Annotated in this window: 20 protein-coding genes; 3 read left to right on the plus strand and 17 right to left on the minus strand. The window is 46.2% G+C overall.

Annotated elements, in window-relative coordinates; all coding sequences use genetic code 11:
* Nucleotides 1-47: 47 nt before the first annotated feature.
* Together DBX26_RS13800 and DBX26_RS13805 are read right to left on the minus strand one after the other, a co-directional pair.
* The gene (locus DBX26_RS13800; RefSeq protein WP_118119505.1) at nt 48-2456 is read right to left on the minus strand and encodes a bifunctional aspartate kinase/homoserine dehydrogenase II; all 2409 of its coding nucleotides are present in this window, start codon (nt 2454-2456) and stop codon (nt 48-50) included.
* A gap of 9 nt (nt 2457-2465) precedes the next feature.
* Nucleotides 2466-3629: an O-succinylhomoserine (thiol)-lyase gene (locus tag DBX26_RS13805; protein WP_020334622.1), complete on the minus strand. Its 1164-nt coding sequence runs from the start codon at nt 3627-3629 to the stop codon at nt 2466-2468.
* A gap of 226 nt (nt 3630-3855) precedes the next feature.
* On the opposite strand from DBX26_RS13805, the gene metJ reads away from it, so the two are divergent.
* On the plus strand, nt 3856-4176 hold the full coding sequence (gene metJ / locus DBX26_RS13810) for a met regulon transcriptional regulator MetJ (protein ID WP_014233166.1): 321 nt from the start codon (nt 3856-3858) through the stop codon (nt 4174-4176).
* Nucleotides 4177-4289: 113 nt separating this feature from the next.
* On the opposite strand, the gene DBX26_RS13815 is transcribed toward metJ, so the two are convergent.
* From DBX26_RS13815 to fkpA, 12 genes are all read right to left on the minus strand, one after another.
* The gene (locus DBX26_RS13815) at nt 4290-5561 is read right to left on the minus strand and encodes a malic enzyme-like NAD(P)-binding protein (RefSeq protein ID WP_014233167.1); all 1272 of its coding nucleotides are present in this window, start codon (nt 5559-5561) and stop codon (nt 4290-4292) included.
* 210 nt (nt 5562-5771) lie between these two features.
* Entirely contained in the window at nt 5772-6248 is a 477-nt protein-coding gene (gene bfr / locus DBX26_RS13820; RefSeq protein ID WP_118119507.1) for a bacterioferritin, read from the minus strand.
* 96 nt (nt 6249-6344) lie between these two features.
* Nucleotides 6345-6530: a (2Fe-2S)-binding protein gene (locus tag DBX26_RS13825; RefSeq protein WP_076633424.1), complete on the minus strand. Its 186-nt coding sequence runs from the start codon at nt 6528-6530 to the stop codon at nt 6345-6347.
* A 334-nt stretch (nt 6531-6864) separates the two neighbouring features.
* Nucleotides 6865-8049 (minus strand): elongation factor Tu, encoded by a 1185-nt coding sequence (gene tuf / locus DBX26_RS13830; RefSeq protein ID WP_014233170.1) that lies wholly within the window; start codon nt 8047-8049, stop codon nt 6865-6867.
* A gap of 153 nt (nt 8050-8202) precedes the next feature.
* Nucleotides 8203-10302 carry an elongation factor G gene (gene fusA, locus DBX26_RS13835; protein WP_118119509.1) on the minus strand — a complete coding sequence of 700 codons (2100 nt, stop codon included), beginning with the start codon at nt 10300-10302 and terminating at the stop codon, nt 8203-8205.
* A gap of 75 nt (nt 10303-10377) precedes the next feature.
* A complete protein-coding gene (gene rpsG, locus DBX26_RS13840; RefSeq protein ID WP_005382796.1) occupies nt 10378-10848 on the minus strand; it encodes a 30S ribosomal protein S7 in 471 nt (156 codons plus the stop codon).
* Nucleotides 10849-10949: 101 nt separating this feature from the next.
* A complete protein-coding gene (gene rpsL / locus DBX26_RS13845; RefSeq protein ID WP_004399892.1) occupies nt 10950-11324 on the minus strand; it encodes a 30S ribosomal protein S12 in 375 nt (124 codons plus the stop codon).
* 179 nt (nt 11325-11503) lie between these two features.
* Nucleotides 11504-11779, minus strand: a complete 276-nt coding sequence (tusB, locus tag DBX26_RS13850; RefSeq protein ID WP_118119511.1) for a sulfurtransferase complex subunit TusB — start codon at nt 11777-11779, stop codon at nt 11504-11506.
* Between the two features lie 7 nt (nt 11780-11786).
* Entirely contained in the window at nt 11787-12143 is a 357-nt protein-coding gene (gene tusC / locus DBX26_RS13855) for a sulfurtransferase complex subunit TusC (RefSeq protein WP_118119513.1), read from the minus strand.
* On the minus strand, nt 12140-12535 hold the full coding sequence (tusD, locus tag DBX26_RS13860; RefSeq protein ID WP_118119515.1) for a sulfurtransferase complex subunit TusD: 396 nt from the start codon (nt 12533-12535) through the stop codon (nt 12140-12142). The genes tusC and tusD overlap by 4 nt, the downstream gene beginning before the upstream one ends.
* Complete coding sequence (locus DBX26_RS13865; protein WP_014233175.1) at nt 12532-13254, minus strand: transcriptional regulator; 723 nt, start codon at nt 13252-13254, stop codon at nt 12532-12534. The genes tusD and DBX26_RS13865 overlap by 4 nt, the downstream gene beginning before the upstream one ends.
* 146 nt (nt 13255-13400) lie before the next feature.
* On the minus strand, nt 13401-14183 hold the full coding sequence (gene fkpA, locus DBX26_RS13870; RefSeq protein ID WP_014233176.1) for an FKBP-type peptidyl-prolyl cis-trans isomerase: 783 nt from the start codon (nt 14181-14183) through the stop codon (nt 13401-13403).
* Nucleotides 14184-14311: 128 nt separating this feature from the next.
* On the opposite strand from fkpA, the gene DBX26_RS13875 reads away from it, so the two are divergent.
* A complete protein-coding gene (locus DBX26_RS13875) occupies nt 14312-15298 on the plus strand; it encodes a WD40 repeat domain-containing protein (protein ID WP_118119517.1) in 987 nt (328 codons plus the stop codon).
* Nucleotides 15295-15522 carry a SlyX family protein gene (locus DBX26_RS13880; RefSeq protein WP_014233178.1) on the plus strand — a complete coding sequence of 76 codons (228 nt, stop codon included), beginning with the start codon at nt 15295-15297 and terminating at the stop codon, nt 15520-15522. The genes DBX26_RS13875 and DBX26_RS13880 overlap by 4 nt, the downstream gene beginning before the upstream one ends.
* Nucleotides 15523-15592: 70 nt before the next feature.
* On the opposite strand, the gene DBX26_RS13885 is transcribed toward DBX26_RS13880, so the two are convergent.
* The 3 genes from DBX26_RS13885 to DBX26_RS13895 all read right to left on the minus strand — a co-directional run bounded on the left by DBX26_RS13885 (nt 15593) and on the right by DBX26_RS13895 (nt 17501).
* A complete protein-coding gene (locus tag DBX26_RS13885; RefSeq protein WP_014233179.1) occupies nt 15593-16534 on the minus strand; it encodes an isoaspartyl peptidase/L-asparaginase family protein in 942 nt (313 codons plus the stop codon).
* A 116-nt stretch (nt 16535-16650) separates the two neighbouring features.
* Nucleotides 16651-17208: a peptidylprolyl isomerase gene (gene slyD, locus DBX26_RS13890; protein ID WP_014233180.1), complete on the minus strand. Its 558-nt coding sequence runs from the start codon at nt 17206-17208 to the stop codon at nt 16651-16653.
* 92 nt (nt 17209-17300) lie between these two features.
* Nucleotides 17301-17501 carry a YheV family putative zinc ribbon protein gene (locus DBX26_RS13895; RefSeq protein WP_014233181.1) on the minus strand — a complete coding sequence of 67 codons (201 nt, stop codon included), beginning with the start codon at nt 17499-17501 and terminating at the stop codon, nt 17301-17303.
* Between the last annotated feature and the right edge of the window lie 32 nt (nt 17502-17533).

The raw sequence follows: 17533 nt of genomic DNA on the forward strand, positions 1-17533 counted from the left end.
CAAGACAGGAATAAAAAACCCCGGATGAACTCCGGGGTTTTGAGTGTTTAGAATAGCCCAGCAAGGCGGTTTAAATCGGACTGAATCGCCCCTGCCGTAACTTCACGTCCAGCGCCAGGACCGCGGATAACAAGCGGGTTGTCTTTGTACCACTTGCTCTCAATAGCAAAAATATTGTCACACGGCAGTAGGTTAGCCAGCGCATGCTCACGGGACAAGGCTTCAATGCCGACGGTCGCTTTGCCATCTTTCTCTAAACGCGCAACGTAACGCAGTACCTGATCGTTTTTCTGCGCCTTGGTCAAACGTTCTTGCAGAGTCTGGCTCAGCAGCGCGGCGTTATCAAAAAACTCATCTAAGCTCAGCGTGCGCAGTTCTTCAGGAACTAACGACTCTACCTTTACGCTTCCCGGTTCGATATCCAGACCAGACTCACGCGCCAGAATAACCAGCTTACGCATCACATCAGAGCCATCTAAGTCAGAGCGAGGGTCAGGTTCTGTTAATCCTTGCTGCCAGGCTAAATCCACTAACTCGCTGAATGGCACTGAGCCATCAAACTGTTGGAATAACCATGAAAGCGTACCGGAGAAAATACCAGAGAGTGCAATAATCTCATCGCCACTCTCACGAAGATCGCGCACGGTATGGTTGATTGGTAACCCGGCACCTACCGTAGCGTTATACAGCCAGTGACGTCCAATTTTGGCAAACGCATCCTGGACCTGATGGTAATATTGACTATCAGCGGAACCTGCGACTTTATTCGCCGAAATTAGGTGAATGCCTTGCTGAGCGATATCAACGTAACATTTCGCTAATTCCTGACTGGCGGTGACATCGAGGACCACAGCTTCATCGTAGTCCTGCAAAGCACCAAGACGAGATAACCAAGAGCCGTCGTTTGCAATACTTTCGTCATTGAAGCGTGCTGAAACACTGGATGCATCAATGCCTTGGCTGTCAAACCAATACATTTGGCTATCAACCACCGCGACTAAGTCAAAGCTCATGCCATGACGTTTTTCAAGTTCATTCTTCTGTGAAGCGAATAAACTCAGCCAGCTCGAACCAATATTCCCTTTCCCGCATAATGCGACAGCAACGCGCTTCTGTGCCTGAAATAACTGGCTGTGAACCGTCTGTACCAGTTCTTCGGTATCAGTGTTACGTAATACTGCGACCAGACTTAAACCAGACTCCGTCTCAGAGATAAATTCCACCGGAGAATGTTTCAGCTTTTGCTGAAAACCAAAACAGTGGTTGGCATTAGTTGTCACACCAGCACCTACGGCAGCAATCAGAGAGTAACCATCAGTGAGGTTAATCTCCGCATCCAGATCAGATTCCTGTAGATACTTGAGTGCACCGCCAGCAATTTCTGCTGTGTATGCCAGTCGTAATATCTGCTGTTCAGGCTGAGCTTCAAATGCCAGTGGCTCCAACTGAACGCGTTTTAGGGATTCCAGAACATCACTCTGTGCTTTCTCAAAGTCATGTCCATGCGCAAATGCTAGCTGAACCAATAGCACGTCATCCAGTGAGGTGATGATTTTCGCCCCGCGACCAGAAGCCAGAACTCGCTCAATGCGGGTCGAACCTGACTCTGGCAGGTAACTGCATTTAAGGCTCAAGTCCATGGTACTTTGAGCCACAGGCTGCAAGGTTCGGCTGTGCAGTACTGGCGCAGCTAAACGAGCCAGCTCACTCGCTTCATCCAGTCTTAAGAGTGGTAGTAAACATGCATCTGATACCAGACGAGGGTCTGCGCTATAAACGCCCGCTACATCACTCCAAATCGTCACAGTGCTCACTTCGGCAAGCGCACCAATCACGGTTGCAGAATAGTCTGAACCGTTGCGGCCAAGCAGAACAGTTTCACCGTTATCGTTTTGTGCCATGAAGCCGGTAATGATCACACGCTTGTGACTATGTTGTGCCAGTGCCTCTTTGATAAGCGGGTATGAACGAGCACGATCAACTTCTGGTTGGGTACCCGCTTCTGCGCGTAGGAATGCTCGCGCATCTTGCACTACAGCAGGCAGTTGCTTTTGCGTCAGTAAAGCGGCCAGTAATCGGGAAGACCATACTTCTCCGTGGCCTAATACCGCCGCCTTTTGCGCTTCGGTCAGCGGAGAGGTCAGTTCCGCTAATGTACTGAATTCATCTTGTAAGGAGGCAAGCAGCTGTTCTTGCGCGTCTCCCTCTAATAACTCTTCAATGAGACTGATTTGAAACTGTCTCAAGCTCTGCAAAGCTTCGTGCGCAATTCGACCATCTTTTTCTAAGCCTTCAAGGAACTCAATCAGGCGGTTGGTTGTTTTACCTGCTGCAGAGACCACCACCAAGTCATTTTCTGCAGAGTATTCCTTGAGAATTCCCGCTACACGTAAGTAACACTCTGGGTTTGCCAGGCTGCTACCACCAAACTTGTGTAGCTGACGTTGTACAGTCATTATTAACTCCTATTGCTGTGCAGATTTAGTGAATGCTTGTTCTAGGTCGGCAATAAGATCTTGTGCATCTTCTAGCCCTACAGAAAGGCGCAGCAATTGCTGTGATACACCCGCTTCAGCCAAGGCTTCTTCACCCATCGCACGATGCGTCATAGACGCTGGGTGACAAATCAAGCTTTCTACCCCGCCCAGAGACTCTGCAAGTGAGAACAACTGAAGCTCTTTGACAAAGGCTTTAAGCTGCTCAAACGAGCCCGCAAACTCAAAGCTCAACATAGAGCCAAAACCAGACTGTTGCTTTTTAGCAATCTCATGGCCAGGGTGCTGTGGAAGACTTGGATGATAAATTTTCGCCACCAAAGATTGCTTCTGCAGGTAAGCCAGCACCTGCTGTGAGCTTTCTTCATGCACTCGCATACGCGCACCCAAAGTACGAAGACCTCTCAAGGTCATGTAGCTATCAAAAGGTGTGCCTGTCGCCCCAATACAGTTGCCCCACCACGCTAACTCTTCTGCATGCTCTTCCGTTTTAGCGATAATCACACCACCAATGACATCTGAGTGTCCATTGATGTATTTCGTTGTAGAGTGAATAACAAAGTCAGCGCCTAGTTCTAATGGCTTCTGGTACACAGGAGTCAAAAAGGTATTGTCTACCGCAACTAATGCGCCAACCTGCTTCGCTTTTTCACACACGACAGCAACATCGACAACACGAACCAGAGGGTTAGATGGCGTTTCTAGCAGAACTAGTTTTGGTTTCTGTGCTAATGCCGCATCCAGCGCCTGTTCGTCAGTTTGATCGACAAACAGCACCTTGAAATCGCCTTTGTTTGCACGAGTGTTAAACAGACGATAAGTGCCCCCATAACAGTCGTTTGGCGCAACAATAAGATCATCAGGTCCAATAAAAGCAGACACCCATAAGTTCAGTGCGGACGTACCACAGTTAGTGATGACAGCCCCTTTACCTGACTCCAACTCAGACAATGCACTTTCTAATAATCCACGGTTTGGGTTACCAGAGCGCGTGTAATCGTACTTAGGCACTTCCCCAAACGCAGGAAAGCCGTAGTTCGTTGAAAGGTAGATTGGTGGAACGACAGCATGATATTGGGTGTCAGACTCAATACCGGTGCGTACAGCAATAGTTGCAGGCTTACGGGAGCTCATGGGTGTATCCTTTCACAGGTGATGACTTCTAAATGGGAATGCGCTATATCTAAATGGTCAGATTCAATGAATTGCACACTTCCCTTACTGTTCTTGTCACTTTACTCGTCAAAAATTAAGACGTCAACACTTCTAGACGTCTATATGTCTTTGCTTATGGCAGTAAATGCAGCTAAAATCAGCACCTCAATTAGTTTTTAACCTATTACAAATATGAAGGTACGCAATGGCTGACTGGAATGGCGAATACATTAGCCCATATGCTGAGCATGGAAAGAAAAGCGAACAAGTAAAAAAAATCACTGTATCTATCCCGCTGAAAGTTTTAAAAGTGCTAACTGATGAACGTACTCGTCGTCAGATCAATAACTTACGCCACGCAACCAACAGCGAACTCCTATGCGAAGCATTCCTACATGCGTATACGGGTCAGCCACTTCCAACGGACGAGGACCTTCGTAAAGATCGCCCTGACGATATTCCGACTGAAGCAAAAGCTCTGATGACCGAAATGGGCATCGAATTTGAGTCATTTGACGAAGAGTAATTAGGAGCACGTTGAATACACCAAGCGGTTATTTAGCGCCTAATACTAAAAAATGACATAAAAAATGGGACGCCATCGCGTCCCATTTTTTGTACATCATTTAAATCTTTGTCTTACTCTGCCATGTAGTTTTCAGGCATTTCAATACGAGCAACACCAGAGTCAACCGCCGCTTGAGCAACAGCTTTTGCAACGCGAGGCAGTAAGCGAGCATCCATTGGCTTTGGAATGATGTAGTCAGTGCCAAACTCAAGCTTATCGACACCCGCTGCTTTCAGTACCGCTTCTGGTACTGGCTCTTTCGCCAATTGACGAATAGCGTCAACCGCAGCCAGTTTCATCTCATCGTTAATTTCGCTTGCGCGCACATCAAGCGCACCACGGAAAATAAACGGGAAACACAGTACGTTATTTACCTGGTTCGGGTAATCACTGCGGCCCGTGCCCATAATTAAGTCATCACGAACTTCATGTGCTAGCTCTGGCTTAATTTCAGGATCTGGGTTTGAACATGCGAAAACAATTGGCTTATCCGCCATCAGTTTTAATGCTTCAGGTGGAAGAAGGTTTGGACCTGATACGCCAAGGAACAGGTCAGCACCTTCAATCACATCTTCTAAAGTACGCTTGTCGGTGTTATTTGCGAATAGCTCTTTGTACTCGTTAAGATCATCACGGCGAGTATGAATCACGCCTTTACGATCCAACATGTAAATCTTTTCACGCATCGCGCCACATTTGATCAGTAGTTCCATACATGCTACTGCAGCCGCACCTGCACCAAGACAAACGATCGTAGAGTCTTCAAGCTTCTTACCTTGCAGCTCAATTGCGTTCAGCATACCAGCGGCCGTTACGATAGCGGTACCGTGCTGGTCATCGTGGAATACAGGTACATCACAACGTTCGATAAGACGCTTTTCAATTTCGAAACAGTCTGGCGCTTTAATATCTTCAAGGTTAATACCACCAAAGGTATCAGCAATGCTTGCTACGGTATTAACGAACTCGTCGATCGTGCGGTGTTTTACTTCGATATCAATCGAATCAAGTCCAGCGAAACGCTTAAACAGTAGCGCTTTACCTTCCATTACAGGTTTAGAAGCAAGCGGACCTAAGTTACCCAAGCCAAGAATCGCGGTACCGTTAGAAATAACGGCAACCATGTTACCTTTCGCGGTGTACTTGTATACATTGTCTGGGTTTTGTGCGATTTCACGTACAGGCTCAGCTACACCTGGGCTGTATGCTAGTGCAAGATCACCGGCGGTTTCTGCGGGTGTTGTCAGCTCGACTGCAATCTTCCCTGGAGTTGGGTATGCATGATAGTCAAGGGCTCGTTGGCGCTGCTCTTCTTCGGGAGTTACTGCTTTGTCTTCAGACATGTGGGCGTTTCTCTTTTTATTTTTTAGGTAAGGGGGAATAAATTCTAATGGATAGAAGTCAATCTTCATAGGTAAGATTGCGAGCAATATCCTTAAAAAATCGATATTAAAAGAGATTAGACCAGATAAGCAGGAAAAGCACCCAACTTTTAAGTCAGGTGCACTGCTGTAAGCATCAGATTTGTAAACATAACGAGGAAATTGCCGAGATTATTCCTCATCGACATACTGCGCTTGCAGATAATTTTCGATGCCAGACATCTCGATTAAGCCAAGTTGAGTCTCAAGCCAGTCGACATGTTCTTCTTCATCTTCGAGGATATCCTGAAACAAATCACGTGAAACGTAGTCTCGAATATCTTCTGCGTAAGCAATCGCATCTTTTAGATCAGGAATAGCGTCCATTTCCAGTTTAAGATCGCATTCAAGCATTTCTTTGGTATCTTCACCGATCATCAGCTTGCCGAGATCTTGCAGGTTAGGTAAACCTTCTAAGAATAGAATACGTTCAATGAGATGATCGGCATGCTTCATTTCATCAATAGACTCGTGATATTCCTTATCAGCCAGGTGCTTTAAACCCCAGTCTTTATACATACGAGCATGAAGAAAATACTGATTAATAGCGACGAGTTCGTTACCAAGTATTTTGTTGAGATGTTGGATTATGATTGGATCGCCTTTCATTGACTAGCCCCTCCTCTATTTAGGCTTCATTTAAATGTAGAAGCAAATGAGAAGGTGTCAAAAGGCTCAGCGCTTTCACCAGAGCAATTACAGTGATTAGCTAGCTTGTTTTAGTTCAGTGTAGTGTTCTGCTAAAATTTCTTTGGCTTGTCGGATGCACTTCCCGCATTGGCTACCCAAAGCTGTACATCGCTTTATCCCCCTGATATCCGTTATGCCTTCATCAACTGCCAACTTCCTAATTTTCTTGTCAGAAACACCATGACAAAGACATACAAACATACTCAAAACCCATAAACAGTAACTATCGAAAAAACAATATAAACAAGAATAGTTCTTGTTACCAGTCGTATTGAAAGGTCAATTCAGAACATTTGGTTATATTAATCTTGGAAGAATAAGAAAGGATCAAGCACTTAGAATGAATAGATAAAATGAAGATATTGGTAAGAGGGTAACACGCTGTTTTAAAGAAAGAAAAAGTAGGATCGTTTTTTATCTGCTTATAACTGAATGGATCAGTAGATATGAAAAAGGGAAGCCAAAGCCTCCCTTTTTCTGCTGCGTTTTCTTCAAGATGAAGAAACGTGCGAGATTTCGTTTAATTCGTTAAGAATTAGTCGAAGATCTTAGCAACAACACCAGCACCTACTGTACGGCCACCTTCACGGATCGCGAAACGTAGACCTTCGTCCATTGCGATTGGTGCGATTAGCTCAACAGTCATTTGTACGTTGTCGCCTGGCATTACCATTTCTACGCCTTCTGGTAGCGTGATGTCACCAGTTACGTCAGTTGTACGGAAGTAGAACTGTGGACGGTAGCCTTTGAAGAATGGAGTGTGACGACCACCTTCATCTTTAGACAGTACGTATACTTCTGATTCGAATTTAGTGTGTGGAGTGATTGAACCTGGCTTAGCTAGTACTTGACCACGTTCTACTTCGTCACGCTTAGTACCACGTAGAAGTGCACCAACGTTCTCACCCGCACGACCTTCGTCTAGAAGCTTACGGAACATTTCAACACCAGTACATGTAGTAGTGATGGTGTCTTTGATACCAACGATAGCAACTTCGTCACCTACGTTTAGGATACCACGTTCGATACGACCAGTTACTACAGTACCACGGCCTTGGATCGAGAATACGTCTTCGATTGGCATTAGGAACGGTAGGTCTACTGCACGCTCTGGTTCTGGGATGTATGAATCTAGCGCTTCTGCTAGTTCAACGATTTTCGCTTCCCACTGCTCTTCGCCGTTTAGTGCGCCTAGTGCAGAACCTTGGATAACTGGTAGGTCATCACCTGGGAAATCGTACTCAGATAGAAGCTCACGAACTTCCATTTCTACTAGTTCTAGTAGCTCTTCATCGTCAACCATGTCACATTTGTTCATGAATACGATGATGTATGGGATACCAACCTGACGGCCTAGTAGGATGTGCTCACGAGTTTGAGGCATTGGGCCATCTGTTGCAGCAACAACTAGGATACCACCGTCCATTTGCGCAGCACCAGTGATCATGTTTTTAACATAGTCAGCGTGTCCTGGGCAGTCTACGTGTGCGTAGTGACGAGTTGGAGTGTCGTACTCTACGTGAGAAGTAGAGATTGTGATACCGCGCTCACGCTCTTCTGGAGCGTTATCGATAGATGCGAAGTCTTTCGCTTCACCGCCGTACACTTTAGCAAGAGTAGTACAGATAGCTGCTGTTAGAGTTGTTTTACCGTGGTCAACGTGGCCGATAGTACCAACGTTTACGTGTGGTTTTACACGTTCAAATTTTGCTTTAGACACAATCGTGTTCCTTCCTAGTTATGATTCGCCGTGATCATTATTGATCGACGACGCGCCAGAAAATGTTATTTTATGCGCCAACGCTCGTTAGCGCAATATTTGGACGGCTTGATCTGGCAAAAAGTCGTAAACTTTTTGCCGTTCAGTCGTCAATTAGTAACCACGCTCTGCAATAATTTTATCTGCGAAGTTTTTCGGCACTTCAGCGTACTCGTGAAACTCCATAGAGTAAGACGCACGGCCTTGAGTTGCAGAACGTAGGTCTGTTGCGTAACCAAACATCTCAGATAGTGGAACTTGAGCACGGATGATCTTCAGACCAGCCACACCTTCATCCATACCTTCGATGATACCGCGACGACGGTTTAGGTCACCAACAACGTCACCCATCCAATCTTCCGGAGTGGTTACTTCGACATTCATCATTGGCTCTAGAATCACAGGTTGCGCTTCTAGTGCACCTTTCTTGAATGCCATTGAGCCAGCGATCTTAAACGCCATCTCACTTGAGTCTACATCGTGGTAAGAACCATCAAATAGTGTAGCTTTAATATCTAGTACAGGGTAACCCGCTAGAACACCACTATTCATTTGCTCTTCGATACCTTTCGATACCGAGCTGATGTATTCCTTAGGAACCACACCACCCACGATTTCGTCGACGAATACGAAACCTTCACCAGGCTCTGAAGGCTCAAGTTTGATCCACACATGACCGTATTGACCACGACCACCTGATTGACGAACAAACTTACCTTCCACTTCCGCTTTACCACGGATGGTTTCACGGTAAGCAACCTGAGGTTTACCAACGTTACAATCAACGCTGAATTCACGCTTCATACGGTCAACGATGATATCTAGGTGAAGTTCACCCATACCTGAGATCAGAGTCTGACCTGTTTCGTCGTCCGTTTCCACGCGAAATGATGGATCTTCAGCAGCCAGTTTACCTAGCGCGATACCCATTTTTTCTTGGTCTGCCTTAGAACGAGGTTCTACAGCAATCTGAATAACGGGCTCAGGGAATTCCATACGTTCCAGAATCACTTTGTGGTTCTGGTCACACAGAGTGTCACCTGTAGTTACGTCTTTCAGACCAATAGCAGCGGCGATATCACCAGCGCGAACTTCTTTAACTTCTTCACGCTTGTTGGCATGCATCTGAACGATACGACCAAAACGCTCTTTCTTCTCTTTTACAGAGTTGTAGACACCGTCACCTGAGTTTACTACACCAGAGTAAACACGCATGAAAGTAAGCGTACCCACAAATGGGTCAGTCGCGATCTTAAACGCTAGCGCAGAGAAAGGTTCGTTGTCGTCAGCGTGACGTTCAACTTCATTTTCTCTTTCATCAACACCTTTAATTGCAGGTACATCAGCTGGTGATGGCAAGAATTCGATCACTGCATCTAGTACCGCTTGAACACCTTTGTTCTTAAACGCACTACCACAAGTGGCAAGTACGATTTCGTTATTTAGTGTACGAGTACGTAGCGCTTGTTTGATCTCGGCTTCAGTCAGCTCACCTTCTTCAAGGTACTTGTCCATCAGCTCTTCGCTAGCTTCCGCAGCAGATTCAACCATATGGTTGCGCCATTCTTCGGCAAGCTCGATCATGTCAGCTGGAATGTCTTCGTATGTGAACGACATGCCTTGGTCGGCTTCACTCCAGTTGATCATTTTCATCTTGATAAGGTCGATGACACCTCTGAAGTCCTCTTCAGCACCAACGTTAAGTTGGATTGGAACAGGGTTCGCACCAAGACGATTTTTAATTTGGTCCACAACGCGTAGGAAGTCTGCGCCTGCACGGTCCATCTTGTTAACAAAAACCATACGTGGAACGTGGTATTTGTCTGCTTGACGCCATACAGTTTCAGACTGAGGTTCAACACCAGATGAGCCACAGAACACAACCACAGCACCATCAAGTACACGAAGAGAACGCTCTACTTCGATAGTAAAGTCAACGTGTCCAGGGGTATCAATGATGTTTACGCGATGCTCTGGGAATTGTGCTTCCATACCACGCCAGAATGTCGTAGTCGCAGCTGAAGTGATAGTGATACCACGTTCCTGCTCCTGCTCCATCCAGTCCATGGTTGCTGCACCATCGTGAACTTCGCCGATTTTGTGAGAAAGGCCAGTGTAGAACAGAATACGCTCAGTTGTGGTTGTTTTTCCTGCATCTACGTGAGCACAGATACCGATATTACGGTAGCGCTCAATAGGAGTTTTACGAGCCACGATTGTATCCTCTTACTAAGGTGTACCTTAGAGTATAGAAAAGTGCTGCGAGAGAACCTCGCAGCACAGAAGGTATTACCAGCGGTAATGAGCGAACGCTTTGTTTGCGTCAGCCATGCGGTGAACGTCTTCACGTTTCTTAACCGCAGTACCTTTGTTCTCAGACGCGTCTAGCATTTCAGCAGCTAGGCGTTGAGCCATAGATTTTTCACCACGCTTGCGCGCAGCTTCAACCAACCAACGCATAGCAAGTGCGTTACGGCGAACCGGACGTACTTCTACAGGTACTTGGTAAGTTGAACCACCAACACGGCGAGATTTAACTTCTACCGCAGGGCGTACGTTTTCAAGAGCTTCTTCAAAAATAGCTAAGTGGTCTTTACCAGACTTTTCAGCCATAGCATCTAGTGCAGTGTAAACGATTTTCTCTGCAGTAGATTTTTTACCGTCAACCATTAGGATGTTAACGAATTTTGCCAGCAATTCAGATTTGAATTTTGGATCTGGAAGGATCTTACGCTGACCAATGACGCGACGACGTGGCATGGATTTATCTCCGTTGTCTTCTTCAGGTTTTATCCAAAACTTTTCAGTTTTTTCAAAAAATTAAAAATAATTTAGTGTTTGGCCTTACTTAACGGAATCCATTAAGACTTAGGACGCTTCACACCGTACTTAGAACGACCTTGTTTACGGTCATTTACGCCAGCACAGTCTAGTGCGCCGCGAACAGTGTGGTAACGCACACCTGGAAGGTCTTTAACACGACCACCACGGATTAGAACAACTGAGTGCTCTTGAAGGTTGTGACCTTCACCGCCGATGTACGAAGTAACTTCGAAACCGTTTGTCAGACGAACACGACAAACTTTACGAAGTGCTGAGTTAGGTTTTTTAGGTGTAGTAGTGTAAACACGTGTACATACACCACGTTTTTGTGGGCACGCTTCTAGTGCAGGCACGTTGCTTTTAACAACTTGCTTTGCACGTGGCTTACGTACCAACTGGTTAATAGTTGCCATTAACTAGCTCCTGATTTACTTGAAAGTAAGCTTTGTGAAAAATCTAGCCCTAATTACCTTTAGGCATTTAGGGACGCAAAATTCTATGCAGCAGTGAGAGGTGTGTCAAGAAATATACGGATCTTTTTTGTTCAATTGGGGTAATTAGTCCGTAAAGCTTTATCGACAGTAATTCATGTTCAATCCCAAGTAAGGGATTTATCTTGTTTTACGGTCAATTCAACGAAGCCGGTATAGGTCACTACTCTAACGGAAGGACTGATGCGATTCCCCATTCCTCTGGCTTGAATATCGCTCTCGAGAGCGAAGACAGCCGCGTTCTTGACATGATGGAACGCTTGATGCTGCGGGTTTGCAGCGTACACAGCATCTTCAATGAGTAAAATGTCGTCTTGTTCACTCCAAAGAGCCACAGCATCTTCTAGGGCAGAGACGGTTTTGATGATATGTAACATGGCGTCCTCAGAATGACAGTAGTTTGCCTGCTTGTTGCAGTTTCTCTTTAACTTGTTCAAGCGTTAACGACTGTGCATCGATGACCAGGTCGGCTTGAGCTAATCCTCGCTGCGCAAGTGAATCAGAGCATACAAACACTTGTTCAATATCATACAGATCGAACAGCTTGAGCATAGGTGCGTAATCTTTGCTTAGAATGGCCGATGGATCTTGCCCTAGTAAAAGCTGGTAAACACCATCGCCGATAAATATCACGCTAATGTCTTCACAATAGGCGGAAGCGGCAAGCAGGGCATCCACACCCTCGCGTCCAGAGGACTGCCCGTGAGGCGCGCTACGAAATAAATAAGTTAACTGGCTCAAAACTGCACCACTCGGTCCTGGGTTAGCATTGCTTCGGCTAAACTGCCTAATCCTGCCTGAGTAAAACCTTGCGCTAAATTGTTTTGAGTTAAGCCGTGCTGGTTGGCTTCTTCTTCACTCACAATCCCGCGACGCAATGCCGCTGCCACGCAAGTTTCAAGGCTCACGCTGTGCTCCTCAGCGAAGACTTGCCATGCTTTATTCAAATCGAACTCATCGTTGGCTGGTACACTCAGTGCGCTACCATTGCTCACGCCCTCTTGGTAGAAAAACACACTCACTACCGTGTGCCCTTGCTCAACCACCGCTTTGGCAAATTGATAGGCGCTGCGGGCAGACTGGCTACCGTACACTGGGCCATTTACAAGCAAAGTGTAAGTTAATCCACTCACTCTGATTCGTCCTCAGTTTTACGCTGACGAATGTATAAATAGACCGTGTGCTTAGAGATATTCAGACGATCAGCGACGCGGTTAATCGCATCTTTGATATCAAAAATACCTTTGTCGTACAGTTCCATAACGATCTGACGGTTCTTGGTGTTGTTTGATACCGATTTGTCCGCATTAATTTCTTCAATCGTGCGCTCAACCGTCTGGTCCACCAGCTCTTCAACATCACTTGCGAAGTTCACCGATGATGCCGCCTCTTTGGCCTCTTGAGTAGGCATAAAAGATTGCAACACTTGCGAGAATGGCGCATCCAGATTGACGTTAATACATAGCAGGCCAATAACACGGTTCTCGCCATTACGGATAGCAACCGTGATAGACTTCATCAACACGCCGCCTTTCGCACGCGTAAAGTACGAACGAGAGAAATTGCGCTCAGAGCCTTCGATGTCTTTGAGCATTTTCAGTGCTAAGTCTGTGATAGGTGAACCAACCTGACGGCCTGTATTTTCACCATTGGCTATTTTAATCGCAGAGGTATTCAGATCTTCCAGAGAGTGAAGAACGATTTCACAAAACGGGCCAATCAGACTGGCAATACCATCAACGACCGCCTCGTAAGACCTCAAGATGATTTTATCGTGCTCAGTGAATGGCATCACGTTGACGGATTCCATTTCGAGCAACATCTCCGCATTAATTGTTTCTGTAGTTGTCATAAGCCTTCGAGCGAAAAATCAACAAATTGGTGTAAGTTTATCAGAAAATTTGAAAGTCAACCTAGCAAACTCTCCAACTAGTGACCTAGAACAAAAAAGGCCCGTTAAACGGACCTTTTTCAATAACTTAGCTTGAGTTATTCTGATTACTCAGCTTTATCATTCTCTACTTTTAGCAGTTCAACTTCGAATACGAGCGTTGAATTAGCAGGAATGCTTGGCGTGTCTTGGTCGCCGTAAGCAAGCTCTGGCGGGATAACGAACTTGAATTTAGAACCTACAGGCATTAGCTGCACGCCTTCCGTCCAACCTGGGATTACACGGTTTAGAGGGAATGTTGCTGGCTCGCCACGATCGTAAGAGCTATCGAACTGAGTACCATCAGTCAGTGTGCCTTTGTAGTGAACCTGTACTGTGTCAGTATCTTTTGGCTTCTCGCCTTCTGCTGGGGTGATCACTTGGTAAAGAAGACCAGATTCCGTTTTCACTACGCCTTCTTGCTTCTCAAACTCAGCGCGGAAGTCATCGCCAGCTTTCTTCGCTGCTGCCGCTTTCTCAGCCGCTTGCGCTTGCATCTTGTCCGCTACGCGCTTATCCAGAGATTCTAGCGCTGCGCGAGTTTCTTCTTCATTTAGCTCAGCGTTGCCTTTAAATACATCTTCAATACCTTTAAGAACGAGGTCTTTGTTTAGGTCGATGCCGATTTCGCTTGGTTTCTCGATGCTAGTGCTTAGGTAGTTAGCAAATGAAACGCCAATTGCGTACGCCGCTTTGTCATCGTCGGTTTTAAAGTGAACTGCTTTGCCAGTTTCTGCTTGAACTTGCTCAGCTTGAGGTGCAGCTTCTTCTGCTTTTGTTTCTTCTTTCTGACAGCCTACCGCTAGCATTACTGTTGCAGCAAGTAGCGACACTTTTAAAACTGATTTCATTAAATTCTCCCAATAATGGCTTAGCCATTGGTTGTTGTGCACAATTCTTCTATGAGACTAGTGAAGACAATCGTTATACCAATATACTAGCTATATGTCTTAAGACACAAACTGGATTATTAGATGTGATGCAAAGAATTTCTCATTTATTCCTATATTTAATTGTCATCACCACGTTAAATGGTTGCTTTTTTGCCGAGTCTGAAGTGCAACGCTGGCCCCTTGAACCGCAAGGGTCGACCAGTTTTGCACTGAGCCGAGATGGCCGATTCGCGCTGCTCTATTCTCAAATAGATCACTTAATATTATGGGACCTTGAGCAAAATGAACAATTAGCCAAACTGGGCGAACTGGATGCTGATGCGAATGTGGTGTCTCATATTCGCATCTCAGACAACGGTCGTTATGCGGTGACCGCAGGCCAGATGAACTTCGCGGTCTGGGATCTTGGCTGGACACAAGCCAAAGGGCTTTGGTCGATTTCAGATGCTCTGATTCGCGATATAGACATCACCAGTAACGGCGAACAAGTGCTGCTTGGCCTTTCAAACGGTAAAGCGATTTATGTCAACTTAGTCACCGGGCGTCGTCTGGAGTTCCTTGCTCATCAAGAAAAAGTCAACAGCGTGGCTATATCTCCCAATGGCCGTTTTGCGCTAACGGGTGGCAATGACTATAAGGCCTTTCTCTGGGATACCGAGTCCGGACAGATTCTGCGAGCCTTTGAGCATGAACAACGAGTGGTAAGAGTTGCTTTACAACGCGATGGGAAACTGGCGATGAGCTCGGATGGCGGCAACCAAGCCATTATCTGGAATTTGGAGACAGGTGAAAAAGTGTCGGAGTTGAGCAGCTGGTCCCGTCAATTGATATTCTCCACCGCAAGGTTCTCTGATGACGGCTCTCAACTGGTCACTGGCAGCCCATCCGGTCGCGTGTCCGTGTGGGATACTCAGAGCGGTAAACGAGTCGATGGATTCGAAGTCGAGCCGAAAAAAGATACTCGCCCTCCTCGTGCGGTCGTGTATGATGCAGCCTTTGATGCCAAACAACGTGTAATTACTGCCACTTCCGCAGGTATCGCCCAGGCTTGGCAGTTAGAGAACGGATCATGACAGAAAAACTTATTCAGCAACTGGAAGCGCGCATTAATGACCTTGAGTGTCAGGCTGCGTTCCAAGAACAGACGATTGACGATCTGAACCAAGCGTTATCTCAGCAACAATTGCTGATTACTAAGATGCAAGATCAGATGAAATACGTGGTGGGCAAAGTAAAAAATATGGACTCATCCAATATGGAAGATCCAGCCAACGAGCCGCCACCACCACACTACTAATGTGTGGCGAGAAAGACGAAACAAAGCCCGGCAATAAGCTGGGCTTTGTTTTTGGGCTCTATTTCAAAGGCTATTCATCCGCATAGATTTTTACACTCAACTCGCCTTGAGTGTTGATACCCGCCCGGTACATGCCGGAACTGTTCATCGCAAAATGCAGTTCTCCCTCTGCATCGATAGCAATCAAACCACCTTCCCCACCCATGGCTTTTAGATCGCCCTGAATCACTGTCTCACAGGCGGTATGTACATCTTCTTTGAGATAGCGTATTCGTGCCGCCACATCTTCTGCGACGCGTTTACGAATAAAGAACTCGCCCATGCCCGTGGTAGAAACCGCAACCACACCGTTTTCAGCCACGGTTCCACAGCCGATCAACGCTGAATCACCAATCCGACCGTATTTTTTGTTCGTCACGCCACCCGTGCTGGTCGCCGCCGCTAAGTTACCATGCTGATCCAAAGCAACCGCACCGACCGTTCCGTGTTTACGATCATCAGGATAACGAGACTCAGAAAGCGCGAACTCCCCTTTCTCTCGCATCGAGATCAGCTGTTCGTAACGTCGATCAGTAAAGAAGTAATCTTGTTCGGTATATTGGTGTCCATTTTCAAAAGCGAATGTTTCGGCCCCCTCACCAACCAGCAGGACATGATTGCTCTTTTGCATCACATCTCGCGCCAGCTCAATCGGGTTTTTAATATGCCTTACGCCCGCCACCGCACCAGCAGCCAAATTACTGCCATCCATGATTGAAGCGTCCATCTCAACCATTTCATTGTGTGTTAATACTGAGCCTTTACCAGCATTGAAGTGAGGGGAATCTTCCAGCACTTTGACTGCTGCAACGACCGCATCGAGTGACGCTCCGCCGTTCGCCAATATCTGATGACCCGCTTTTGCGGCAGCTTCCAGATCCGTCAAAATAGCCTGTTGCAGTGAATCACTCATTTGTTCACGCAATATTGTGCCAGCGCCGCCGTGAATGGCGATGGAGAATGGTTTGTTCATAACGTTACCAACAACTGAATTAACTATTCAGCACTAAACATCAGATAAACAAAAAGCGCAAGTTGACGATCAACTTGCGCTTTTTCATTCAGAATTTAGAAGGTGTTAACTGCGAATTAGTGAGAACCGCAGCTACCGCCGCCACAACAGCCGCCTTCATGATCATGGTCGTGATCGTGGTCATGATCGTGACCACCACAACAACCACCACCTTGGTGGATGTGACCGTGTTCGATCTCTTCTGCAGTTGCTTCGCGAGTTGCTACAACTTCAACTTCAAACGTCAGTGTTTGACCAGCAAGCATGTGGTTACCATCAACCACTACTTCTTCGCCGTCTACTTCTGTTACTTCTACAGGGATTGGACCTTGATCAGTATCCGCTAGGAAACGCATACCTACTTCGATTTGGTCAACACCCTGGAACACTTCTGCAGGAACACGTTGAACAAGCGCGTCGTTGTGCTCGCCGTAAGCATCTTCAGGAGCTACAGTTGCAGAGAACTTGTCGCCTGCCACTTTGCCTTCAAGTTCTTTTTCAAGACCTGTGATTAGGTTGTTGTGACCGTGAAGGTAATCAAGAGGTGCTTCAGTTGTTGATTGATCAACAACAACACCGTCTTCCAACATTACTTTGTATGCAAGGCTTGCAACAACGTTCTTTTCGATTTTCATACTAACTCCAGAGAGATTAATTGACTTAACCTGAACGGGGTTAAGTACTGAGTTGATACGGTGTATTATGGGGATCTATTATCGAAGTTCAATTACTCCGGCTTAAAAATCCCGATCATTTCCTGCCCTGAGTGTTTATTTTTCTCTACAGATTGCGGTTTACGCTGCTCTGTATAATCACACTCAACGCACTCTACCAACTCAATGTTGTTCTCTATCCACCAGCGTAGGGTATCTTGCTGGCTGCACTGTGGACAACTTGCACCAGCAATAAAACGTTTTTTAATTTTCACGCTATTTCCTTATCTTGAAGCTAAGTTCAAGT

The organism is Vibrio sp. dhg (genome assembly GCF_003443775.1).
GTDB classification, from domain to species: Bacteria; Pseudomonadota; Gammaproteobacteria; order Enterobacterales; family Vibrionaceae; genus Vibrio; species Vibrio natriegens.

Excerpts from the sequence above, each read along its gene's own strand:
- fkpA (WP_014233176.1), bottom strand. The coding sequence starts at position 14,183 with ATGAAATCAGTTTTAAAAGTGTCGCTACTTGCTGCAACAGTAATGCTA.
- metJ (WP_014233166.1), top strand. The coding sequence starts at position 3,856 with ATGGCTGACTGGAATGGCGAATACATTAGCCCATATGCTGAGCATGGA.
- DBX26_RS13815 (WP_014233167.1), bottom strand. The coding sequence starts at position 5,561 with ATGTCTGAAGACAAAGCAGTAACTCCCGAAGAAGAGCAGCGCCAACGA.
- rpsG (WP_005382796.1), bottom strand. The coding sequence starts at position 10,848 with ATGCCACGTCGTCGCGTCATTGGTCAGCGTAAGATCCTTCCAGATCCA.
- rpsL (WP_004399892.1), bottom strand. The coding sequence starts at position 11,324 with ATGGCAACTATTAACCAGTTGGTACGTAAGCCACGTGCAAAGCAAGTT.
- bfr (WP_118119507.1), bottom strand. The coding sequence starts at position 6,248 with ATGAAAGGCGATCCAATCATAATCCAACATCTCAACAAAATACTTGGT.
- DBX26_RS13875 (WP_118119517.1), top strand. The coding sequence starts at position 14,312 with ATGCAAAGAATTTCTCATTTATTCCTATATTTAATTGTCATCACCACG.
- tusB (WP_118119511.1), bottom strand. The coding sequence starts at position 11,779 with ATGTTACATATCATCAAAACCGTCTCTGCCCTAGAAGATGCTGTGGCT.
- DBX26_RS13825 (WP_076633424.1), bottom strand. The coding sequence starts at position 6,530 with ATGTTTGTATGTCTTTGTCATGGTGTTTCTGACAAGAAAATTAGGAAG.
- DBX26_RS13865 (WP_014233175.1), bottom strand. The coding sequence starts at position 13,254 with ATGACAACTACAGAAACAATTAATGCGGAGATGTTGCTCGAAATGGAA.
- slyD (WP_014233180.1), bottom strand. The coding sequence starts at position 17,208 with ATGAAAATCGAAAAGAACGTTGTTGCAAGCCTTGCATACAAAGTAATG.
- DBX26_RS13880 (WP_014233178.1), top strand. The coding sequence starts at position 15,295 with ATGACAGAAAAACTTATTCAGCAACTGGAAGCGCGCATTAATGACCTT.
- DBX26_RS13800 (WP_118119505.1), bottom strand. The coding sequence starts at position 2,456 with ATGACTGTACAACGTCAGCTACACAAGTTTGGTGGTAGCAGCCTGGCA.
- DBX26_RS13885 (WP_014233179.1), bottom strand. The coding sequence starts at position 16,534 with ATGAACAAACCATTCTCCATCGCCATTCACGGCGGCGCTGGCACAATA.
- DBX26_RS13805 (WP_020334622.1), bottom strand. The coding sequence starts at position 3,629 with ATGAGCTCCCGTAAGCCTGCAACTATTGCTGTACGCACCGGTATTGAG.